The sequence below is a fragment of the Pedobacter soli genome (genome assembly GCF_900101435.1).
GTDB lineage: Bacteria > Bacteroidota > Bacteroidia > Sphingobacteriales > Sphingobacteriaceae > Pedobacter > Pedobacter soli.
The window spans coordinates 134,379-157,607 of the sequence record NZ_FMZH01000005.1; the positions used below are offsets into that span (position 1 = coordinate 134,379).

The window sequence follows — 23,229 nt, forward strand, 5'->3', positions numbered from 1 at the left end:
GCGGCACAACCTGCTGGAGTAACATAAAGGCGCAAACATTAAACGTTAATTTTATTCCTTAACGAAGTATTAATTCAAATGCCATGCTCTTTAATTCTTTCAGTTTCGCAGTTTTTCTGCCTGTTATTTTTACATTGTATTGGCTTTTAGGCAAAGAAAGACTAAAAGCGCAAAACATATTGCTTTTAGGTGCCAGCTACTTTTTTTATGCCTGCTGGGACTGGCGTTTTATGTTTCTGCTTATTTTCTCAACGCTGCTCGATTATTTTACCGGGATAAAAATGACCGAAAGCAAAACAAAAAATGCCAGGAAATTTTGGTTCTGGTTAAGCATTTCCATCAACCTGGGCTTTTTGGGTGTATTTAAATATTACAACTTCTTTGCCGATTCTTTTGCTCAGGCTATTGCCAACTTTGGCTTACAGGTAAACCCGTGGACATTGAAAGTTATTTTACCCGTAGGCATATCTTTCTATACTTTTCATGGACTTTCTTACGTAATTGATATTTATAAAGACCGGATTAAAGCCGAAAAGAATTTTATCGATTATTCCCTTTTTGTAAGCTTTTTCCCGCTGTTGGTTGCCGGTCCCATCGAACGTGCAACTCATCTCTTACCACAAATTAAAAAAGAACGATCATTCGATTACAGCAAAGCCATTGATGGTTTGCGACAGATTTTATGGGGTTTGTTTAAAAAAATTGTGATTGCCGATCAGTGCGCCAATTATGCCAATACCATTTTTAATCACTCGGCCGATTACAGCGGAAGCACACTTCTATTAGGCGCAGTACTTTTTGCTTTCCAGATTTACGGCGATTTTTCAGGCTATTCGGATATTGCCCTGGGTACGGCAAGGCTATTTGGTGTAGAACTGTTACGAAACTTTGCTTTCCCTTATTTTTCCAGAGATATTGCCGAATTCTGGCGCAGATGGCACATTTCGCTATCAACCTGGTTTCGTGATTATTTATACATTCCGCTGGGCGGGAGCAAAGGTGGCACCTGGATTAAGGTAAGAAATACCTTTATCATCTTTTTAGTAAGTGGTTTTTGGCATGGCGCCAACTGGACCTTTATTATCTGGGGCTTGCTAAATGCCTTATATATTATGCCATCAATCGTTTTCAGTACAAACCGTACTAACCTGGATACGGTTGCTGCGGGAAGATCGGCACCTACATTTACGGAGTTTGCGGCTATGGTATTAACGTTTGGCTTAACAGTTTTTGCCTGGATATTTTTCAGGGCTAATTCTGTTGGGCATGCTTTTCAAATCTTATCAACCATTGGTTCAGGATCGTTATTTACCTTGCCCCAAATATTGCCGGTTAAACTTTTCTTACTGCTAATATTGTTTATTTTGATAGAATGGAATGGCCGCATGGAACAGTATGCCATTGCCAAACTCGCTATATCGTGGCCCAAACCAATCAGATGGGGTATTTACTACAGCATGGTTTTACTGATCTTCTTTTTCGCAGGGGCAGAACAACAGTTCATTTACTTTCAATTTTGATGATGAAAAAGTTTATAACCTATACCGCACTATTTCTTTTTCCGATTATCGTTTTAGGCATTTTGTCTGAAATTTTAATCAGGCGCATTCCCAATGATTACGAGTACAAAAAAAGCTACCTGGATAAACATGCTAACGAAGTCAGCACTTTATTTCTCGGCAGCTCTCATGTATACTACGGTATCGATCCAAAGTACATTAAATCGAGTTTTAATGCCAGTTACATATCTCAATCATTCGATTATGATCTGGAAATCTTAAAAAAATACAAAGATCAGTGGAGCAATCTGAAATACATTGTTTTACCGATCGATTATTTTTCCTTTTATGGCCGGTTAGAAAACAGTCCGGAAGCCTGGCGCGCTAAAAACTACCGCATTTATTACGATATCGATAACGACCATAAAATTTTCAATGCTTCAGAAATGCTCAGCAATAAGCTCGACGTTAACCTACAACGGCTTTACAATTATTACCTGAAAGGTGAAAATGACATCAGCTGCACTAAACTGGGCTGGGGCTCGGGCTATAAAGCCATTAACCATAAAGATCTCATCAAATCGGGTGTTATAGCAGCAGGCAGGCATACTGCTAAAAATAACCTGCAATACGGCACCAATATGCATCTGCTGGATAGCATTATCTCTTTTGCAGAACAAAAGCATGTTAAAATTCTCTTATTTACCAGCCCTGCCTATAAATCTTACGTAACGCATCTTAGTCAAAACCAGTTAAACGGCACTTTTTTGGCAATTAAAACAATAAATGCCAGGCATAGTTCGGTTAAATATTACAATCTGTTGCAAGATAGTTCGTTTAATGCCAGGGATTTTTACGATGGCGACCACCTGAATGAGTTTGGGGCAAAAAAATTAAGCCTGAAAGTACGCCTGCTTTTGGGTAAAATTTAAAGTCAGGCATTTTCCCATCGGGAATTGTAAAAATTCAGTACATTTAAACAGCAGTTGCAATCCAAACTGAGTAAAAATGGCAGGATCGAAAGCAATACATCCAGATTTTGGGTATTTCTTAAATTTTAAGGATAAAAACCTGATTAACCTCTTCTGCGATTTAAGAAGTTTTATGCTTGAGTTGTATCCTGCCGCCAACGAGTTGCTTTATCATACCCATGCTTTAACCACCGTATTTTCCCTTTCAGAAAAACTGAGCGATTCGTATTGCATGATCCCGATTTACAATAACCACTTAAATCTGGGTTTTAATAAGGGAACGCTGTTGAAAGATCCGCAGCAACTCCTCACCGGAACCGGCAACCTCATCAGGCATATCCCGGTTAAACATCCTGACAACTACCGAAACGACGCCGTAAAAGCATTAATCAGCGAAGCCATAGCTTTAGTGGTAAATGATATGGGAAAACCCGCAAAATTGGCTGGCCAAACGATCTCCAAAATTAAGCGAAAATGAAAATTACCATTTTAGACGATTACCAGCATGTAATCCAATCTTTAAACTGTTTCACTATCCTGGCAGACCAAGACATTCGAATCTTGCACCATACCGAACCCGATGCAAAAAAACTTGCCGATAAAATACAGGATACGGAGATTCTGGTGCTAACCCGCGAAAGGACTACAATTGGCAAAGCGTTACTTGCTTTATTACCCAACCTTAAGCTCATCAGCCAAACCGGAAAAATATCCAATCATTTAGATTTAGCAGCCTGCACCCAATACGGCGTAGCGGTTGCCGAGGGAGTTGGCTCTCCTGTGGCACCGGCCGAATTAACCTGGGCCTTACTGATGAATACTGTGAGGCAAATTCCACCAGCTATCGAAGCCATGAAAAAAGGTTTATGGCAAACCAATATAGGCAACACGGTTAACGGTAAAACAATAGGCATTTGGGGTTATGGCAAAATAGGGCAACTGATTGCAGGTTATGCCAGAGCTTTTGGCGCAAAAGTGCTGGTTTGGGGAAGTTTACAATCGCGGCAAAAAGCTGTAACCGATGGATTTGAAAGTGCCAATACCCAGGCAGACTTTTTTAGCAGTGCCGATGTAATTACACTGCACTTGCGTTTAAATCACGCCACTTATGGTATTGTTAAAGCATCAGATTTAAATGCAATGAAACCGGATGCAGTGCTAATTAATACCGCCAGAGCCGAATTGATTGAAAAAGGCGCTTTACTTAAATCTCTTAAACAAGGAAGACCAGGCTTTGCCGGGCTTGATGTTTATGAAAACGAACCCATTTACGACCAGAATAACGAGCTTCTTAATTTGCCAAATGTAATTTGCACACCACATTTGGGTTATGTAGAAAAAAACAGCTATGAACTTTATTTCGGAAAAGCTTTTGAAAACGTTATGAACTACATCAACGGCCAGCATACTCATGTGGCTAACCCCGAAGCATTACCACATACTTAAATAACGGCTGTAAAATTAATAGCCAAACGCCCAGCTTAAAAAAGCAGGCATTACACTTTCCCAGGTTGGTACATCATGCTTACCCCCTACTTTCTCATAGTAAAAAAGATTGTCGGGCCGTTTGTAACCTTTTTTTAAGAGCAATTTAACTACATCAATGGTATCATCAATAGAATCGATGATCATATTTTTATTCCTGTCGGCCTTTTCATCTTCAGTACCGGTCATTAACCAGAATTTCATTCCCGGTTTTGTGCTTGTGCTTTCAATCCGGGCATGCATAATGCGGTCGGCATCCGTATAACCATCAGTCAGATCTTTTTTGCGCCACCAGAATGCTCCCGAAAAAACACCAACTACATCAAAAGCCGAAGGATTGTTCCACGCAATATCAAAAGCCGATAAACCGCCTAAAGAAAAACCTGCAAAACCGATTTTTCCGGTAATGGGCATGGCAATCTTCTTTTTAACAAAAGGTAAAAGCTCCTTAATTATAAAATCGGTGTATAAATTTGCTTTCGCTCCGCGCCCTTTAAAATCGGCCGTACCCGCTACACCATACTCCAACAAACGTTCTTCTGATGCTTTAATGGCCACAACAATTAACCTGTGGTTTCTTTTACCGTGATGCGCATGCTCCAAAATCTGGCTAAAATCCATTTTGGCAACATCCTGGCCATCATTCAATAACAGCAATTCTATTTTTTCATTACCCAAAATACCTTCGGGGGTATAAATATCTATTTCTACCTCATGTTTTAAATGAGCAGATGGTATTTTATAACTGTTGGTGTTAATTTTTACTGGTAAAATTGTAGTGTACATCATAATCAAAATCCCTGTCACATGGCTGTCGCCTCAGAATTAGGGTGCAAAGGTACAAATCTCTATAAACTATTAATTATCAAAGGTTAATTTTTACATTTCATCTTTAAATTACCTTTTAAAGTATTCTTTTTATAAATTTTAATTTATACCTTAAATCATTCAATTTTTTGTTATGGTTAAAGAAGAACATAAGAAATGGTACAGCCCTAACCTCAGCGGCGAAATCGACATGCTCATCTTTGGTCACAGTGGTATCCCCATCCTGTTGTTCCCCACGAGCATGGGGCGATACTTTGAAAACAAAGATTTCAAACTGATAGATGCTGCAGAAGGCTTCATCAACGAGGGCAAAATCAAAATCTATTGTCCCGATGGAATTGATAAGCTGAGCTGGTATAACAAAAGTATCCACCCTGCAGATCGGGTAAAAAACCACATCTGGTACGATAAGTACCTGCTGGAAGAAGTTGCACCGCTGGCCAGGTACGAAACAGGTCACAATAAAATTATTACGGCAGGCTGCAGTTTTGGCGGGTATCATGCTGCAAATTTTGCTTTCAGGCACCCCTGGCTGGTTAGCCACATGTTTAGCATGAGCGGTGCTTTCGATATTACTGGTCAGCTAGATGGTTTTTACAACGATGATGTGTACTTCAACAATCCCGTAGATTTTGTGTTGAATAACAGCAACCCCGAACTGCACTACATGAAAATTGTACTAGGCACTACCGATCGCGATATGTGCAGGCCTGACAATGAAAACTTATCTTCCATTTTAGGTAAAAAAGGGATCGACCACTGGCTGGATATCAGGCCAAATGCCGACCACGATTGGCCAATATGGCGGGAAATGTTTCCAGATTACATTGCTCAACTATAACTTCAGTCATTAGTACGAAGCCTTTTGTCTATAATCAATTAACTTAAATAACTGTCCCGAAACAATTAACAAATTAAACAATTAAACTAAAAAATCTACCAATGAAAAAAATAGGGATTTTATTTGGACAGGAACGCTCTTTTCCTGAAGCCGTAATCGAAAGAATTAATCAAAAAGCAGAAAAAGGTATTGTAGCCGAAGCGGTTAAAATCGACAAAATATTTCAGAATGCGCCGCTGGGTTATGCTGTAATTATCGACCGAATTTCGCAGGATGTTCCGTTTTACCGTGCATCGTTAAAAAATGCAGCCATTACCGGAACTGCGGTAATTAACAACCCTTTCTGGTGGAGTGCCGACGAAAAGTTTTTTAACAATGTACTGGCCGAACAAATTGGTGTGCCGGTGCCTAAAACAGCTTTAATTCCTTCAAGAGAACATCCGGATGGTACAACAAGCGAATCTTTCTCTAACCTGGCTATGCCGCTGGATTGGGATGCCATTTTTGAATACACCGGTTTTCCCGCTTACATGAAACCCTACGATGGTGGTGGCTGGCGCGATGTTTACAAATTACACGATAAAGAAGATTTTTTTGACAAGCACAGCGGTACCCAACAACTGGTAATGCTGCTGCAGGAAGAAATTATTTTCGAGGAATATTTCAGGTGTTATTGCATTGGGGGCAAATACGTGCGCATTATGCAGTACGATCCGCGTAATCCGCACCATTTACGATATGCTACCGAGGGCAAAGCGCCCGATCCGAAATTGCTTAAAACCGTCGAGGAATACACTTTAAAATTATGTAAATACTTAGGTTATGATTTTAATACCGTAGAGTTTGCTGTACGTGATGGCGTGCCAATTGCAATCGATTTTTGCAACCCTGCACCGGATGCCGATGTTAAAAGTGTTGGACAGGAAAATTTTGATTGGGTAGTAGAAACCACTGCAAATTATGCTATAGAAAGGGCAAAAGCACAAAAAGACGGGCAAGACAATTTAACCTGGGGCGAGTACATTAAAGCTTCTGTTGGTGGTAAACCACTGGTAACTAAGGCAGCGCCAAAAACGAGTAAACCTGTTGCAGCTAAGAAAGCGCCAGCCACAAAGGCTCCAGCAGAAAAAGCAGTTGCCAAACCTAAAAAAACAACGCCAAAGAAATAACAGGGATTAAAATTAATACGCATTAACATGAATGAATTTACGCTGGGCATAGAAGAAGAATACATGGTAATTGATCCCGTTACCAGAGAACTTACTTCTCACGAACAAAAAATTGTAGAGGCCGCACAAAAAATACATAAAGACCAGGTTAAGGCAGAAATGCACCAGGCCGTGGTGGAGGTGGGTACAGGTATTTGCCGCACCACCACCGAAGCCCGTAAAGAAATAGCACAGTTGCGCTATACCGTATCGCAACTGGCCGGAGAGCAAGGTTTAAGAATTGGCGCCGCGGGCACACACCCTTTTTCACATTGGGAAAAGCAATTAATTACTGAGCACCCCCGTTATAACGAAATTGTAAATGAATTGCAGGAAGCTGCCCGTTCAAATCTGATTTTTGGCCTGCACGTACACGTGGGCTTTCAATCGCGCGAGCTGGCTATACATATTGCCAACCAGGTGAGGTATTTTTTACCCCATGTGTTTGCCTTGTCAACCAACTCCCCTTTCTGGGAAGCACGCAATACGGGTTACAAATCGTTCAGGACAAAAATTTTTGACAAATTTCCGCGTACCGGAATTCCTGATATTTTTAATAGCATTGAAGATTACGACAATTACGTAAAACTGCTGATCAAGACCAATTGCATGGACAATGCCAAGAAGATCTGGTGGGATATTCGCGTACATCCTTTTTTCGATACTGTTGAATTCCGCATTTGCGATTGCCCGATGTTAATTGATGAAACGATGGCTTTTACAGCCCTATTTCAGGCTTTATGTGCCAAATTGTACAAATTACGTTTGCAAAACATGAAGTTTATCAGTTACTCAAGAGCCCTTATTAACGAAAATAAATGGCGTGCAGCCCGTTATGGCATTGATGGTAACCTGATCGATTTCGGTAAAGAAATGGAAATAAACTGTCGCAACCTGATTTTAGAATTATTGGATTTTGTAGATGATGTAGTGGATGATTTAGGCTGCCGTGACGACATTAATTATGTACATAAAATACTAGAACATGGTACCGGCGCCGACCGACAGTTGGCCGTTTACCAACAAACTGGTAACTTTGAAGCCGTAGTAGATTACATTACTACTCAAACACTTATAGGCGCAAAGTAATTTTATAATGGATAAAAGAGGTTTAAAGGTGGCTGTTATTGACATGAATAACGGCGCACCGAATCAGGGTATGCGGGGAATTCAGGAAATTTTATCCCGTTTTAGAAACGAAAACAATATCGATTTAACTTTTGATATTTTTGATTTAAGGCAAAAAGGCGAAATACCAGGCATGGGTTACGATGCCTATATTTCGAGTGGCGGTCCGGGAAGTCCGGTTGAAAGTAAAGGCGAAAAATGGGAAAATGATTTCTTTAACCTGCTCGATCAGATTGAGGCATTTAACCAAAATAATGAAGAAAAAAAGAAATATGCTTTTTTAATCTGCCACTCTTTTCAGCTTGCTTGCCGCAAGTACCAGTTGGGCAATGTAACCGAAAGACGTTCCAATGCATTCGGTATTTTTCCGATCACGCTTACCGGTGACGGCGAGCAGGATGAAATTTTTGAAGGCATTACCAATCCGTTCTATTCGGTAGATAGCCGCGACTGGCAGGTAATTGAACCTGATTTTGTTGCTTTTGAAAAAAAGGGGGCAAAGCTATTGGCCATCGAAAAAGAGCGTAAACATGTGGATTTAGAACGCTGCATGATGTCGATCCGGTTTTCTGATGAAATTATTGGTACACAATTCCACCCTGAGGCCGATCCTGTTGGCATGAAAATGTACCTGTTGCAAGACGAAAGGAAAAAAGCCATTGTGGATATGCACGGCGAACAGAAATACCTGGATATGCTCAATAGCCTGGACGATCCGGCGAGGATTGTATTAACCCAAAGTGTTATTTTACCTAATTTTCTGCAAAAAGCAATCGGAAATTTGCAGGAGGCGTAACCTTATAGTTGCGTCATTGCGAACCGAAGCGCTGGACAGAGATTTGGAGTGAAGCAATCTCTTTTTTTTGATCGTCCTTTCGACTGTAGTCCCGACGGTAAGTCTGGAGAGAAATACTATTAAAAACACAATAGATTTCTCTCCGCCTGTACAGGCAGGCACTACGGTCGAAAACATTCTGATTAACAAAAATCAAATAAACTTATGATACCTGCACAACGCCAAAAGTACAACCAACAGTTTACCAACCAAAAGTATCAGACTTTTTTAAAACAACTTGGTGAAGGTTATCCCGAAATTCCTTTCCGTGTTGCTGAAACACCGATTTTTGTGCCGCAAGGATTAAAAGAAAAACTAATTGCCGCGGGTGAAGAGATCATAAAACTGATTAAACAACCTGATTTTAAAGCTTTAACTGATAAAGCCATCCCGACAGATTGGAAAGTTCCTAACGAAAACGAACAGCCCCATTTTCTGACTTTCGATTTCGGCATTTGTAAAAACGAGGCTGGTGAGCTTAGCCCCATGTTAATCGAAATGCAGGGCTTCCCATCCTTATACGGCTTTCAGCACCACCTGGCTAAAACTTTTAAAAGCAGTTTTGGGATTGATGATACTGTAAATCACTTATTAAACGGATTTACTGAAGAAAAATACATCGCACTGCTTAAAGAAGTAATTATAGGTAAGCATCAACCCGAAGAAGTGGCGCTAATGGATGTTGATGCACATAATCAGAAAACAGCTATCGATTTTTTCGTAACACAAAAAATGCTTGGGATCAAGATTTTGGCTTTGGAAGACATTAAAAAAGTTGGGAGACAATTATTCTACGAAGCAGATGGCAGACAAATACAGCTAAAAAGGATTTATAACCGATTGATATTTGATGAAGTGGCTAACGATACCGGGATATTCAAAAACAGTTTCGATCCTCGCGAGGAGCTGGATATTGAATGGGTAACCCATCCCAACTGGTTTTACCGCATCAGCAAATTTACCATGCCCTTTTTAAAGAGCGAATTTGTACCCGAAACGCGCTTTTTAAATGAAATAGAAACGCTACCTGCTGATTTGGAAAACTACGTGCTAAAACCTTTATTTTCTTTCGCTGGCATGGGTGTAATTATTGATGTAAGCGCATCAGATATCACCAGCATTAAAGATCCCGAAAACTGGATTTTACAAAGAAAAGTCAATTACGAGCCTGCGGTACAATCGCCCGATGGCGGTGTAAAAGCCGAAATCAGGATGATGTATTTATGGCCTGATGGTGGCGAACCCCAGCTTTGCATTAACCTCGCCCGCTTAAGTCGCGGCAAAATGATCGGCGTGCGTTACAATGCCGATTTTGATTGGGTGGGCGGAACGGTAGGTTTTATGGAAATATAGACTTTTAACCGCAAAGCACGCCATGTAAAAACGTCAAGTGCACTAAGCATATTTAACAATTAATTTCCCCAACATAAACTGGCATAGAAGTATCTTTAAGCTTTGAATCCTTTGCGAAAACCTTTGCGCGCTTTGCGGTTAATAATAGAACAACCCAATAATTTACATTCAATTGAACAGCCAAACACCAAAAGCCCTTATATTTGTGTTATGGATATTCAAACGATTTTAGTCTTTTTACTTTTTGCCGTAGCATTGGTATATGTTGGCCGTTTGGTTTTTAAATCTTTACAGGTAAAAAAGGATGGCTGCGGCGGCAATTGCAAGTGTGGAGTAGATTTTTCGGACATTAAACCTGCAAAAAAATAAGATTACGCTTTTATGATTCATCAGTTTCAGAAGTACCTGCAAGAAAAAATAGAGATTACTGATGAACAGTTCGAAAGCATTTCGACTGGATTAAAAGTAAAGAAATTCGAAAAAAACGAAATCCTTCAATATACCGGCGATAATCTTAAACATGGTTTCTTTGTAGGCAAGGGGCTGTTGCGGGCCTACTCTATCGATGTAAAAGGCAAAGAACATATTTTACAGTTTGCACCCGAAAACTGGCTGATCTCTGATCGCAATAACATGAATAACGAGCCTTCGATATTCTTTATCGATGCCATCGAAGCAACCGAGGCCGTATTAATGCCTAACGATTTTATGGAACAGGCTGCGAGTAAAGTACCCTGCCTGCAGCCGATGCAGATCAAATTACTGAATAACTCCATCCGTTTTATGCAGAAAAGGATCAATATGTTATTAAGTGCTACTGCCGAAGAAAGATACCTCGATTTCATTAAACTTTATCCTAATCTTACACTACGCGTACCCCAATGGATGATTGCCTCTTATCTGGGCATTACCCCCGAATCATTAAGCCGCGTAAGGAAAGAACTGGCCAATAAACATTTCAAGCCTTAGGTAATTTTGAATATATGAATTTTGAATGAGTGAATGATTTGGTTAAGCTAACATTCAAACATTTCAACTTTTCAACCTTATAATAAATGAGTGTATGATTTGGCTAAGCTAACATTCCAACTTTTCAACCTTACAATAAATGAGTGAATGATTTGGCTAAGGTAACATTCCAACATTCAATCCTTCCAACCTTACAACGACCAATCTCTCAACTACTTCCACATCCTTTCATTACTTAACATACATCAATTTTTCTAAAGAACCTTCGCTGTACTTTTGTGTTGTAAATATTAAACATCTCAAAAAAACAAAAATATGGCAACTACAAAATGGACATTAGATCCAACCCACAGCGAATTACAATTTAAAGTAAAACACTTAATGATTACTACTGTAACCGGTAGTTTAAAATCTTTTTCAGCAGAATTATCATCAGAAGGCGATGATTTTGAAAACGCAGCTATTTCTTTTAAAGGTGATATCAGTTCAATTGATACTGGTAATACCGATCGCGATAACCACTTAAAAAGCGGCGATTTCTTCGATGCTGAGCAATTTGCACACATCGAATTTAAATCTAACTCGGTTAAAAAAGATGGCGACGATTACATTGTTAATGGCGATTTAACCATCAAAGGCGAAACCAAACCTGTAAAATTAACTGCAGAATTTGGTGGTATTGCTACCGACCCATGGGGAAACACCAAAGCAGGCTTTACTTTAAGCGGAAAAATTAACCGTAGCGAGTTTGGTTTAACCTGGAATGCAGCTTTAGAAACCGGTGGTGTAATGGTAAGTGAAGAAGTACGCATTTTAGGCGAATTGCAATTCGTGAAACAAGCATAAACGATAAGTGTTTGGCGATAAGTGCTAAGCGCCTTACGCCAAACGCATTACAGAAAGGTTCCAATCATGGACACAAAACAAATAAATAACATACTTAAAGCACCTGCTCCGCACATGGTAGGCGATGGCTTTAGGGTACATAATTTTTTCCCCAGCGGATACAAGATTGACATGAGCCCGTTTTTCTTAATGGATTACGGCTCTAAAATTGAGTTTTCGGCCAGGCGCGAGCCTCGCGGTGTGGGCGTACACCCGCACAGGGGTTTCGAAACGGTAACCATTGCTTATCATGGTGCAGTTGCGCACCACGATAGCTCTGGCAATAGCGGTGTAATTTATCCCGGCGATGTACAATGGATGACAGCTGCAGCTGGTGTATTGCACAAAGAATACCACGAGGAGCAATACAGTTTAACTGGTGGCCCCTTTCAAATGGTACAGCTTTGGGTAAACCTGCCTGCAAAAAATAAAATGGGAAAACCAGGGTATCAGGCAATAAAACAGGCTGATATGGTTCATTTCGATTTACCCGAAAACGGAGGCAAAATCGAAATTATAGCTGGCAATTACCAGGGTATAAAAGGAAGTGCAAGTACCTTCACGCCAATTGAAGTATACAATGCCCGTTTGAATAAGGGTGCCAAGGCAAACTTTAGTTTCCCGGCTAACTTTAATACCGGATTTATGGTAATTGAAGGTGGAATAAAAGTAAATGGCAGTGAAAATGCTGCAACGGATAGCTTTGTCCACTTTAAAAACGAAGGAACCACTATTGAAATCGAAGCGTTGGAAAACAGTGTGATTTTGATTTTAAGTGGTGAGCCGATTAACGAGCCAATCGTTCAATATGGTCCATTTCTAATGAATACCGAAGCAGAAATACATCAGGCCATTGAAGATTATAACCAGGGCAGATTTGGGTATTTAGAGGAATAACAATTAATCTTCTCGCTGAACTATCAGCATCAATATAACAACCGGCATCTTGAAAAATTTGTCGGTTTTTTTATGCCTCAGCACAGCAAACTACTCTTACAAAGCCTGATAGCACAAGCTCTAAAAAACTTCTACTTCTTTCATTTTCACAAAATCTTCATATTCGTTAATGACATTTGACTATCAAATCAGAACAGAAAAATGTCCGGAAAACAAATATTTCAAACTGAGACTAAAACACGCTGGAACACCTTTACATGGGTTAGCCGCACTTTCTTTTTAGTCTTCATTATCGCAATCATTTGCGTGGTGTACACCTTATCATCGGTACAAGCCCCAACTTTGCCATTTATTAACACCAACACGCCTTTAACACAGAAGCAGTTAGATAAACTAAAGAAATCGCAGCAGTATAAGGCCTTTTCGATCGAAAAATCACAACTCGAAAAGATTAAGAAAGACCGTGAACGCCGACTCTTGAAACACCGTGGCAATAGCAGGCGCATTAACATGGCTTTCTATGTAAGCTGGGCAGGTTCAAAAGAAAATTCAATATCCGATTTAAAAAGAAATATCAGCCATTTAGATATGGTTGCTACCGAATCGTTCTTTTTAAACGGCGATTCAATTGTGGATAAAGCAGATACCAGCGCACTGAAAGTGATACGTGCTGGTAAAAAATCGGCCATTGCTGTAGTTTCTAACTACAATAAAGACCATTGGGATGGCGCTGCGGTAAAACGTTTGTTAAATAATCCGCAGACACAGGAAAAACTGATTGGCGATTTGATTGCCATTACTAAAAAGTATGGATACAAGGGCATAAACATCGATTTTGAAGAACTTAATCTCGAAAACAGCGACAGTTTTAATGCTTTCATGAAAAATCTTTACGGGCAGTTTCATGCTCAAAAATTGATCGTATCGCAGGATATTTCGCCTGAAAATGACGACTATAAGCCCGAGATTCTTCAGAAATACAACGATTACATTGTACTAATGGCGTACGACCAACATACCGAGCAGAGTAATGCCGGAGATATTTCGCATCAGGAATGGGTTGAAGAAAAACTGGATAATATTTGCAGTAAGGTTGATGCCAGCAAAGTAATTCTGGCGCTTGCCTGTTATGGTTACGACTGGCCGCAAAATAGTGTGGGTAACTCAGTTACTTACGAAGAAGCCATTACAAATGCTGTAAATTACAAAAGCAAAATCAATTTCGATCCCGAGTCTGCCAATCTAAATTATAGCTATAGTGATGGTAGCAGGATCAAACACAACGTGTATTTTACTGATGCTGCGACCTATTTCAACTTAATTCGCAAAGCTGATGACTGGGATATAGCTGGTGTTGCACTATGGCGCTTAGGCTCGGAAGATAAACGCTTATGGAGTTTCATTTCAAATGATCTGAGCTTGGATACCTTGAAGAAAAAACCTTTCGACCTGCGCAAAATCGCTTCGTTAAATATGGGGGGCATATCTTACATTGGTGATGGCGAGATTCTTGATCTGATTTCTACCCCTCAGCCCGGTATGGTAAAATTTACGCTCAATCAGGCTAATTTTTCAATAGCCAATCAACAATACACCCGTTTACCCGAGCAATATGTAATCAAAAGATTTGGCGAGGCTGATAAGAAAATTGCACTGACATTTGATGACGGTCCGGATCCTGTTTACACGCCGCAGGTGCTCAATATCCTTAAAAAAGAAAAAGTTCCGGGTTGTTTCTTTGTTGTTGGTATCATGGCCGAACAAAATATGGAATTGTTAAGGCAGGAATATAACGATGGCTACGAAATTGGCAACCATACCTTCTTCCATCCGGATATGTCGGCCATTGGACCACGACGTGTGAAATTCGAACTGAATGCTACCCGAAGGTTAATTGAAGCGGTTACCGGTCACAGTACAATTTTGTTCCGTGCACCATTTAACGCCGATGCCGAACCGCAGAATATTTCGGAAATATTACCGGTTGCCCAAAGTCGTAAAGAAAATTACATCAATATCGGCGAATTTATCGATCCGGAAGATTGGGAGCCAGGAAAAACTGCCGATCAGATTTTTAATGAGGTAGTAAAACAGCAGGATAACGGCAACATTCTTTTGTTACACGATGCTGGTGGAAACCGTGAGGCCACTGTCGCTGCGTTGCCAAGGATCATTAAATTTTTTAAAGCCAAAGGTTATACATTTACCACTGTTGGCGATTTGATGGGCAAAAAACGTTCTGAGCTGATGCCAGCGGTAAAATCGACTGCAAATAGCGGTTTTTCAGGCTCTGGCGATTATTTTTTCATCAATTTCTTCTACTATGGCAACATTGTTTTAAATATCATCTTTTCTGTAGCCATAGTGCTGGCCATATTAAGAACCTTATTTATTGCTTATCTCGCCATCAGGCAAAGGAAAAGAAGCAAACAAAATGCCGGCAAACTGATTCAAAATTCGGCTGAAAAAGTAAGCATCATTATTCCCGCTTATAATGAAGAGGTTACCGCAGTTCATACCATTAACAGCCTTTTAAAAATCAATTACCCTGATTTTGAACTAATTTTTGTTGATGATGGCTCAAAAGACAAGACTTTCGAAATTATTGACCAGCATTTTGGCAACCACCCACAGGTTAAGGTTTTCCGCAAAGCCAATGGAGGTAAGGCTTCGGCATTAAACTATGGTATATCAAAAGCCAGTGCCGATTTTGTGGTCTGCATTGATGCCGATACCCAGCTTAAAAATGATGCCGTAACTGAACTGATGCGCTATTTCTACAGCGATAAAATAGCCGCAGTAGCCGGTACAGTTAAAGTAGGTAATGCGCATAATATCATTACCAAATGGCAATCTATCGAGTACATTACCGCCCAGAATATGGACAGGCGCGCTTTTGATTTATTGAACACCATTACAGTTGTACCGGGAGCCATTGGTGCATTTAGGAAGGATGTAATTTTAGAAGTGGGCGGCTTTACCATCGATACCCTGGCAGAAGACTGTGATTTAACCATGCGTATTTTAAAAGCCGGTTATCAAGTAAAAAACTGCGCTACTGCAGTGGCTTATACAGAAGCACCCGAAACGGTTAGTATGCTGTTAAAACAACGTTTCCGCTGGAGCTTTGGCGTAATGCAAAGTTTCTGGAAAAACAGAAAAGCGTTATTGAACAAAAAATATGGTTATTTTGGTATGGTGGGTATGCCGAATATTCTGATTTACCAGATTATTTTGCCGCTATTCTCTCCATTAGCCGATTTATTTATGCTGATATCGCTAATCAGCGGCTTATTTTCGTTAAGTGCCATTAATAATCTTACACTAACCGGATTTTCAGGTATTTTGAGTCTCCACAATGGTTTTGGTCAGGTACTTTTCTATTACATTATTTTTATTGTAGTGGATATGATTTTTGCTGCTATTGCCTTCCGTATGGAAAAAGAAAAGTATAAAAACCTGCTTTATCTTTTCCCACAACGCTTTTTCTGGAGACAGTTAATGTATGTTGTATTGTTCCGTTCAGTTAGAAAAGCCATAAAAGGCGAGCTTGGAACTTGGGGTACCTTAAAAAGAACCGGAAATGTAAAAGAACAAGTGGCCTTGTAGAATTTGAATTTAATTAAGGGTTTTAATCACAATCGGTGAATTAAAACCCTTAAATTTATATTTACATGAAAAAGTCTAACCAAAATGTATTTTCCTTCGGCACGCTGTTTCCCATAGGATTAATTGCCGGCACTTTAGACGGATTGGCTGCAGTAATATTCCTTGCCAAAATGAATTTTGTGCGTGTATTCCAATACATAGCCAGTGCCATTTTGGGTAAAGCAGCCTACGCTGGAGGTGCTAAAACAGTGCTACTGGGTTTAATCTTGCACTATTTTATAGCATTTAGTTTCACGTTTTTCTTCGCACTGTTAACAACCAGGATTTCAGCCTTAAGGAAGAACATTCTGATTTCTGGCGTAATCTACGGCATTTTTGTATGGACAGTAATGAATTTATTGGTAGTACCTTTAACTAAAATTCCGCTAACACCTTTTCATGCCGAAAAAGCTCTGATTAATGCCATAATTTTAATATTTTGTATTGGCTTACCGGTTTCTTACCTAACCGCCCGTAGTTTACGATTTCAATCATAGATAACAACAAAAGTCAGGTTTAATGACCAGTGTGCTGTAAAACTTGAATCTTTGAATGTCTAGTTTTTTTCTATCAGGCAAACGGCGTAGGCTACAACCCCTTCTTCCCTACCCACAAAGCCCATTTGCTCGTTGGTAGTGGCTTTGATCGAAATATCTTCTGTAGAGATCCCAATTGCATCAGCAATGTTTTGCTGCATGGCCGGAATATGCGGATTGATTTTCGGCGCTTCTAAACAAAGCATTGCATCAATATTGCCTACCTGCCAGCCCTTTTCGCTAAGCAACTTAACCGTTTCCTGCAAAAGGATTAAACTGCTGATTCCCCTCCATCTTTCATCTGTATTTTTAAAGTGGAAACCAATATCACGCAGGTTGGCTGCACCTAAAAGTGCATCGCAAATGGCGTGCAACAACACATCGGCATCCGAATGCCCAAAAGCTCCCTTATGATGATCGAGTGTTACGCCGCCCACTACAAAAGGGTGCTGATCTTTTAACTGGTGTACATCAAATCCGAAGCCTACTCTAATTTTCATTTGAAATTTGGGTTAATTGTTAAACTTTAACAGAAATGGTTAAAAGGATTAATTTTTAACCGCTTTCTTCTCGCCAAAGTTAAACAAAAGACCAAAACGTAAGGTATTGGCCAGCGGACTTGTTTGCGCATTTGCCAATAAATAAGAGAAATCGATATTGAAAACGTTGTATTTCAGACCTAAACCGAGTGTAAAATAACGGCTATCACCTTTCATCGGACTTTGATAATTGTACCCGGCCCTTACTGCAAATTGCTGGTTATACCAATATTCCAATCCGGTTGAAATGCCCACCTCTTTAAGTTCTTCACTAAATCCACCTGGTGCATCGCTGAACGATCCAAAAATACCAGCAGGTACCGATCGGTTTGGATCTTTGCCACTTACAATGTTATTATTCGAATCGTAAATGGGTTGCGTAGGCACCAATAACTTATTAAAATCAAGTGCTAAGGTAATGGTACTAAAATCATCGACTATAATGGTAGATGCACCACCCAGTTTTAAATTCGTAGGCAGGAAGAAATTCTGACCGCCATCCGAATAGCTCATTTTGGTACCGATATTAGAAATATTGGCCCCGGCAGAAAGAATGGCCTGCCTACCAAACATGGAGGTATTGGTTTTATACAATCCGGAAACATCAACAGCGAGGGCATTTCCACTGTGCACCTGCCCAGAAGATGAAAACTGCCCGGAAGCAAGGTTAGAATAAATATACCTCACAGAAGTTCCCAATGAAAATTCTTCGCCAAAGTTACGGGCGAAAGAAACATCAAAAGCCAGCTCGTTAGGGTTCGAAATACCCAAATCCTGCTGATTGATATCCGTAAGCTGAATAGAACCCAAAGAAAAATACCTTAACGAAGCACCAATAGTATTGCGATCGTCTAGTTTATAAAAACCGCTTAAGTAAGCCAGATTAATATCAGGTACAAGGCTTTTTAACCAGGGGCTGTAAGAAACAGAAAAACCATAAGGTTTATCCAGGAATGCCAGTTTCGAAGCATTAATACTGGCCGAATTTACATCTCCGGCTACAGCCACACCTGCATCACCCATTGCACCTGCACGGGCATCGGGTGTAATAAGCAGGAACGGAACTGCTGTTACAATATTATTCGACTCGCTTCCATTTGTCTGTGTATTCCCTATGGTAGCCTGAGCATGTGTTTTGCCATATAGCAATGCCATGGAGAGTGCAGAAAAAGCAAGCTTACTGATATACTTGAAATTCATCCTTTGTAAGGTCCGTAATTTTAGATTTTTGGTATTTAGCAAATACTCGAGAATATATCTTGTAACGTAAAACCAAAAATTATATTTCACCAAATTACGAATTCTATCATTATTTACTAATTAAACCTACGATTTTTACATACCGTTGTGACTACAGTTAACTAAAGCGCTAAGTTAACAGCGCTTTAGCCTGTTATCTGTTTCAATAATAAACTTAATTTTTCATATTTCTTTATTCAGTGAGTAAAATTCGCTGTTAACTTAATTTATTGAATGCAGAGCCTCGATCTAAGGTCGCCACTGATTAAAACACCTTGCCAATTCGCATTACAGGCTGAGCCAGCGTTGAAACATTACACTTACAATATGGATAACAAATTCTTAAAAAATGGAAGAGCACCAACAAAACAGCTCATTATCTCGCTTATTTATAATTATTTAGCAAAAATTGCAAAGAAAAAGTAAACAGACACAATACGCCGAAAAATAATACGTTATGGCTTAAAAATATATTAGATATTTTATTGTCACATTATTTATATATTCATTTAAATTTGTTTAATTTTATCGGTTGAAAGGCCATCAGGCTATATCCCGTTGCTTTATATGAAAAAACTAATACTATATTCTTTTACTTGTTTATCATTAGCCGCCATGCTTTCGGGCTGTAGCTCTAAAGGTGGTAACAGTTCTAGTAAAACAGGTATTCCCTATGCAGATAGGAAAAGTAAAAAGAACCAATCTGGTGCTTTTGCTGTAGCTACGCAATACAAGCGTGCACCAGGGCCCGGTTTAATCCCGATTGAGGGTGGTGTTTTGGTAGTTGGTGGCAGTGCCATTGAAGTACCTGGTGTTGAGCCCAACATCTACAACTACAAAAGACAGGTTACCGTACCGTCTTTCTACATGGATGAAACCGAGGTTTCGAACACCGATTGGTTAGAGTATTTACACTGGATCAGATACAATTATCCTGAAGACCGTGAGTATTATTACAATGAGCTTCCTGATACTTTGGTTTGGCGCCGTGCATTATCTTACAACGAACCTTATGTAGATAACTACTTAAGGCACCCCGCCTACCGCGATTACCCTGTTGTAGGTGTATCGTGGGAGCAAGCTTCTCGCTACTGCGAATGGAGAACTTCGAGAGCCAACGAGTTTATCTTACGCGAAAAAGGAATCTTAACCGACTACAAAACTTTAGCAGGTGGAAATACAGGCAGAAACAATAATGCTACTGCTGCAGCCACGCAAAGACCAGATAAACCATTTAATACTGATGCCTATTTAAATGGTCAGTATGATGATAAAGGTAAAAATGCGCCGATTGATTACAATACCAAATCAGGTGCAGCAACTACTACTGCAGGTGCAGCTGGGGCTACCGGTGGCGGCAGAAACAGTCAGCCAAGAAGAAATGCAACATTAGAAGATGGCGTAATTATGCAGCCATACCGCTTACCAACAGAGGCTGAGTGGGAATATGCCGCGTTAGGCTTAATTGGTAACACTGAATACGAAAACATTAACCAAAACAAAATTTACCCATGGAATGGTTTGGGCGTTAGCTCTGCCAAAAAGAAAACCAGAGGTATGATTCAGGCCAACTTTAAAAGAGCCCCTGGGGATTACATGGGTGTGGGCGGTTCACTGAATGATAAAGGAGATTTAACTGTTCCGGTTATCCAATATACACCAAACGATTTCGGTTTGTATAACATGGCCGGAAACGTGAACGAATGGGTAAACGACGTTTACAGAACAGGTACATTTACCGATGCAGATGCTTTTAACCCTTATCGTGGTAACTATTTCACCAATAAAAAATTAGAAGACTCGCAAAGCGGTAAAATTGCACTTGATAAATATGGCAATCCGATTAAGGAAAACGCTTACTCGGGCAGGAAACAAACCTGGGCTGAAAAACAAGCGCAAACCAAACGTGCCGATTCAATTTCTAAATCAACAGATCCTCAGGGAGCCACTGCTTCTACAAGCTATCAGGCTGACCAGAGAGGTTATCGCGACAGACAAAACACTTTACTTAACGATGAAGGTGTAACATTGGTTAACGATAAATCGAGAGTATATAAAGGCGGTTCATGGAATGACATGGCTTACTGGTTAAATCCGGCAACCCGTCGCTTTATGCAGCAGGATGAATCATCAGCTGAAGTTGGTTTCCGTTGCGCCATGACAATGCTTGGTGCACCAGAAATTAGCACTGCTGGAAAAAGAAGCTTTAAAAACCCTCCGCAAAAACCTTACAGGGTAAGCAGAGGTAAATAAAATAAAAAGTCCCGGTTGTTAAATCGGGACTTTTTTTATGCTTTATACTTAATATAATAATCAGTGCACGTCATGCTGAATTTATTTCAGCACCTCTATTTATGCAGTTGCAGCTAGCCAGATTTAGCTCCGCTGAGCACTAGTGGTTCTCGGCTTCGTTACACTTTGCTCGAAATGACGAACTTCGTGATCAAAAACTTATTTAAACTGAACCAAAACCTGGTTCTTTTCTACTTTATCGCCTTGCGTAATCAAAATCTTTTTAACTGTACCATCGGTTGAAGATTTCAGGATATTCTCCATCTTCATGGCTTCTAAGATCAACAAATTATCGCCTTTTTTAACATCGGCATTTTCTTCAACCAGAACTTTTAATACCAAACCTGGCATTGGTGCTTTAATTTCTGAGACTTTATTTGCTGCCAGGTTATCGAGCCCGAGTTGTTTCAGTAATTCATCAAACTGATCTTCGATACTAATCTGATAAGTATTGCCATTCACTTTTATACTGCAGGTTTTCTCAGCTTTGTTGACCTCAACAATTTCTGTACGGAAAGATTTATTTTGATACAAAACATGAGCATGGGTACCATTGATCTCACTTAAGTCAAGCTGAACAGGCTTGCCATTTACCACAATCGCAGCATCTTTGTTGTCTACCTCGAATAAAAACTGATCGTTTACTTTTACTTTATACATGTCTTATTGGGTTAAAGCATATTGAACCAGATTTGCGCCCATTTTAAGCGCTTTAGATCGCGTTTCTTGCGTATCTTCAGGATATGTACCGAAATCTTCCCAACCGTTCCCCAAATCGCACTCATAGGTGTAATAGCATACTACCCTGCCTTTATAGATCAGTGCAAATCCCTGCGGGCGCTTATTATCGTGCTCATGTATTTTGGGTAAGCCTGCCGGAAATTTAAATTTTTGGTTGTAAATGGCATGGTTTGCCGGCAATTCGACAAAACTCAATTCAGGAAATACCTTTTTCATTTGTGGCCTGATAAACTTATCCAGCCCGTAGTTATCGTCAATATGTAGAAAACCACCGCCGATTAGGTATTGCCTTAAATTTTTAATATCCTGATCGCTGAAAACTACATTGCCGTGCCCGGTCATGTAAACAAAAGGATAATTAAACAATTCTTTGGAACCAACTTCAACAATGCTTTCTTCGGCATAAAAATTAGTTTTCAGGTTAGCGTTGCAAAAAGCAATCAGGTTTGGAAGCGCAGTACGGTCTGCATACCAATCGCCTCCCCCGTTATACTTAAGCTTAGCCATGCGGTAGGTTGGCGGAATGAAAGCGAAAAGACCAAAGACTAAAGCTGAAAGACCAAAGCTGAAAGCCAGTGTTCTGAACTTCGGAAACTGAAAATTTAAGGTTGAAAACTTCAAAAGCTTATCGGTTAATGTAATTGATTTCAAAACAAACAGCCAGCGCAGCAGTTTCGGTGCGCAACCTGTTATCACCTAAAGTTAATGCTTTAAAGCCTTTGTTCAAAGCCAAATTCACTTCATCTGGTGTGAAATCTCCTTCGGGACCGATCAGGATCAGATATTTTTGATGTGGCGCAACAAGCTGGGAGATATACCGTTTCTCCCCTTCATCAATGCAATGTGCCATTAGTTTTTCGCCTTCAAAAGGCTGTTTCAAAAAAGCATCGAATGAAACTGCATCATTAAGTATAGGGTGATATGCTTTTATAGACTGCTTTACCGCAGAGGTAATTACTTTATTCAGGCGGTCTTCTTTTACTACCCTGCGCTCCGAACGGTTGGTAATGATGGGGGTAATTTCATCGATGCCGAGTTCGGTAGCTTTCTCCAGAAACCACTCTATGCGATCGATATTTTTAGTAGGTGCTACGGCAATATGCAGGTAATGGTTCCGTTTATGAAATTCCGTTTCCACCTTTAATATGGATAAAGCAACTTTTTTCGGGTTATCGGAAGTAATTTCAGCAGTATAAAAACCGCCCTTACCATCAACCAGATTAACAACGGCACCAACGGTTAGACGGAGTACACGAACACAGTGCTTGCTCTCTTCTTCGTTAAGCGTATAAGTATTGGAGGTAATATCTGGTGTATAAAAAATATGCATGGTTG

The 23,229-nt window shown here is 40.0% G+C and carries 22 protein-coding genes; 16 read left to right on the forward strand and 6 right to left on the reverse strand.

Annotation, left to right across the window (positions count from 1 at the left end):
* Positions 1 to 83: 83 nt before the first annotated feature.
* The 4 genes from BLR37_RS12490 (at position 84) to BLR37_RS12505 (ending at position 3,916) form a co-directional block, all read left to right on the forward strand.
* The gene (locus tag BLR37_RS12490; RefSeq protein WP_090769051.1) at positions 84 to 1,520 is read left to right on the forward strand and encodes an MBOAT family O-acyltransferase; all 1,437 of its coding nucleotides are present in this window, start codon (positions 84 to 86) and stop codon (positions 1,518 to 1,520) included.
* Complete coding sequence (locus tag BLR37_RS12495; protein ID WP_208599653.1) at positions 1,520 to 2,431, forward strand: hypothetical protein; 912 nt, start codon at positions 1,520 to 1,522, stop codon at positions 2,429 to 2,431. Before BLR37_RS12490 ends, BLR37_RS12495 begins: the two co-directional genes overlap by 1 nt.
* A gap of 76 nt (positions 2,432 to 2,507) precedes the next feature.
* Positions 2,508 to 2,948: a DUF1801 domain-containing protein gene (locus BLR37_RS12500; protein ID WP_090769055.1), complete on the forward strand. Its 441-nt coding sequence runs from the start codon at positions 2,508 to 2,510 to the stop codon at positions 2,946 to 2,948.
* Positions 2,945 to 3,916, forward strand: a complete 972-nt coding sequence (locus BLR37_RS12505; protein WP_090769057.1) for a D-2-hydroxyacid dehydrogenase family protein — start codon at positions 2,945 to 2,947, stop codon at positions 3,914 to 3,916. Before BLR37_RS12500 ends, BLR37_RS12505 begins: the two co-directional genes overlap by 4 nt.
* A 15-nt stretch (positions 3,917 to 3,931) precedes the next feature.
* Here the strand turns inward: BLR37_RS12505 and BLR37_RS12510 are convergent, their stop codons facing one another.
* Positions 3,932 to 4,744, reverse strand: coding sequence for an alpha/beta hydrolase (locus BLR37_RS12510; protein WP_039473047.1), 813 nt, complete (start codon positions 4,742 to 4,744; stop codon positions 3,932 to 3,934).
* A gap of 172 nt (positions 4,745 to 4,916) precedes the next feature.
* Here BLR37_RS12510 and BLR37_RS12515 point away from each other — a divergent pair, with 172 nt between their 5' ends.
* The 11 genes from BLR37_RS12515 (at position 4,917) to BLR37_RS12565 (ending at position 17,044) form a co-directional block, all read left to right on the forward strand.
* Complete coding sequence (locus BLR37_RS12515) at positions 4,917 to 5,624, forward strand: esterase family protein (RefSeq protein ID WP_090769059.1); 708 nt, start codon at positions 4,917 to 4,919, stop codon at positions 5,622 to 5,624.
* 101 nt (positions 5,625 to 5,725) lie between these two features.
* Entirely contained in the window at positions 5,726 to 6,793 is a 1,068-nt protein-coding gene (locus BLR37_RS12520) for an ATP-grasp domain-containing protein (protein WP_090769061.1), read from the forward strand.
* Between the two features lie 27 nt (positions 6,794 to 6,820).
* Complete coding sequence (locus BLR37_RS12525; protein ID WP_090769062.1) at positions 6,821 to 7,921, forward strand: carboxylate-amine ligase; 1,101 nt, start codon at positions 6,821 to 6,823, stop codon at positions 7,919 to 7,921.
* A gap of 7 nt (positions 7,922 to 7,928) precedes the next feature.
* The gene (locus tag BLR37_RS12530; RefSeq protein WP_090769064.1) at positions 7,929 to 8,756 is read left to right on the forward strand and encodes a type 1 glutamine amidotransferase; all 828 of its coding nucleotides are present in this window, start codon (positions 7,929 to 7,931) and stop codon (positions 8,754 to 8,756) included.
* 204 nt (positions 8,757 to 8,960) lie between these two features.
* On the forward strand, positions 8,961 to 10,148 hold the full coding sequence (locus BLR37_RS12535; protein ID WP_090769066.1) for an ATP-grasp domain-containing protein: 1,188 nt from the start codon (positions 8,961 to 8,963) through the stop codon (positions 10,146 to 10,148).
* 210 nt (positions 10,149 to 10,358) lie between these two features.
* Positions 10,359 to 10,517 carry a FeoB-associated Cys-rich membrane protein gene (locus tag BLR37_RS12540; RefSeq protein ID WP_082018525.1) on the forward strand — a complete coding sequence of 53 codons (159 nt, stop codon included), beginning with the start codon at positions 10,359 to 10,361 and terminating at the stop codon, positions 10,515 to 10,517.
* Positions 10,518 to 10,529: 12 nt separating this feature from the next.
* The gene (locus BLR37_RS12545; RefSeq protein ID WP_039473028.1) at positions 10,530 to 11,117 is read left to right on the forward strand and encodes a Crp/Fnr family transcriptional regulator; all 588 of its coding nucleotides are present in this window, start codon (positions 10,530 to 10,532) and stop codon (positions 11,115 to 11,117) included.
* A gap of 315 nt (positions 11,118 to 11,432) precedes the next feature.
* Complete coding sequence (locus BLR37_RS12550; protein WP_090769068.1) at positions 11,433 to 11,963, forward strand: YceI family protein; 531 nt, start codon at positions 11,433 to 11,435, stop codon at positions 11,961 to 11,963.
* Between the two features lie 66 nt (positions 11,964 to 12,029).
* Entirely contained in the window at positions 12,030 to 12,899 is an 870-nt protein-coding gene (locus BLR37_RS12555) for a pirin family protein (protein WP_090769070.1), read from the forward strand.
* A gap of 201 nt (positions 12,900 to 13,100) precedes the next feature.
* Positions 13,101 to 16,508 (forward strand): trifunctional glycoside hydrolase family 18/polysaccharide deacetylase/glycosyltransferase family 2 protein, encoded by a 3,408-nt coding sequence (locus BLR37_RS12560; RefSeq protein WP_090769072.1) that lies wholly within the window; start codon positions 13,101 to 13,103, stop codon positions 16,506 to 16,508.
* Positions 16,509 to 16,573: 65 nt separating this feature from the next.
* Complete coding sequence (locus tag BLR37_RS12565; RefSeq protein ID WP_090769074.1) at positions 16,574 to 17,044, forward strand: hypothetical protein; 471 nt, start codon at positions 16,574 to 16,576, stop codon at positions 17,042 to 17,044.
* A 59-nt stretch (positions 17,045 to 17,103) separates the two neighbouring features.
* On the opposite strand, the gene ispF is transcribed toward BLR37_RS12565, so the two are convergent.
* Complete coding sequence (ispF, locus tag BLR37_RS12570; protein WP_039473019.1) at positions 17,104 to 17,583, reverse strand: 2-C-methyl-D-erythritol 2,4-cyclodiphosphate synthase; 480 nt, start codon at positions 17,581 to 17,583, stop codon at positions 17,104 to 17,106.
* A 48-nt stretch (positions 17,584 to 17,631) separates the two neighbouring features.
* On the reverse strand, positions 17,632 to 18,822 hold the full coding sequence (gene porV, locus BLR37_RS12575; protein ID WP_090769076.1) for a type IX secretion system outer membrane channel protein PorV: 1,191 nt from the start codon (positions 18,820 to 18,822) through the stop codon (positions 17,632 to 17,634).
* A gap of 606 nt (positions 18,823 to 19,428) precedes the next feature.
* Between porV and BLR37_RS12585 the strand changes: the two genes are divergently transcribed.
* On the forward strand, positions 19,429 to 21,114 hold the full coding sequence (locus tag BLR37_RS12585) for an SUMF1/EgtB/PvdO family nonheme iron enzyme (RefSeq protein ID WP_090769080.1): 1,686 nt from the start codon (positions 19,429 to 19,431) through the stop codon (positions 21,112 to 21,114).
* Between the two features lie 198 nt (positions 21,115 to 21,312).
* Here the strand turns inward: BLR37_RS12585 and BLR37_RS12590 are convergent, their stop codons facing one another.
* The 3 genes from BLR37_RS12590 to BLR37_RS12600 form a co-directional block, all read right to left on the reverse strand.
* The gene (locus BLR37_RS12590; protein ID WP_090769082.1) at positions 21,313 to 21,813 is read right to left on the reverse strand and encodes an acyl-CoA carboxylase biotin carboxyl carrier protein subunit; all 501 of its coding nucleotides are present in this window, start codon (positions 21,811 to 21,813) and stop codon (positions 21,313 to 21,315) included.
* A gap of 3 nt (positions 21,814 to 21,816) precedes the next feature.
* Positions 21,817 to 22,401 (reverse strand): DUF4159 domain-containing protein, encoded by a 585-nt coding sequence (locus BLR37_RS12595; protein ID WP_244154664.1) that lies wholly within the window; start codon positions 22,399 to 22,401, stop codon positions 21,817 to 21,819.
* Between the two features lie 118 nt (positions 22,402 to 22,519).
* Positions 22,520 to 23,224 carry a 16S rRNA (uracil(1498)-N(3))-methyltransferase gene (locus BLR37_RS12600; RefSeq protein ID WP_090769084.1) on the reverse strand — a complete coding sequence of 235 codons (705 nt, stop codon included), beginning with the start codon at positions 23,222 to 23,224 and terminating at the stop codon, positions 22,520 to 22,522.
* Between the last annotated feature and the right edge of the window lie 5 nt (positions 23,225 to 23,229).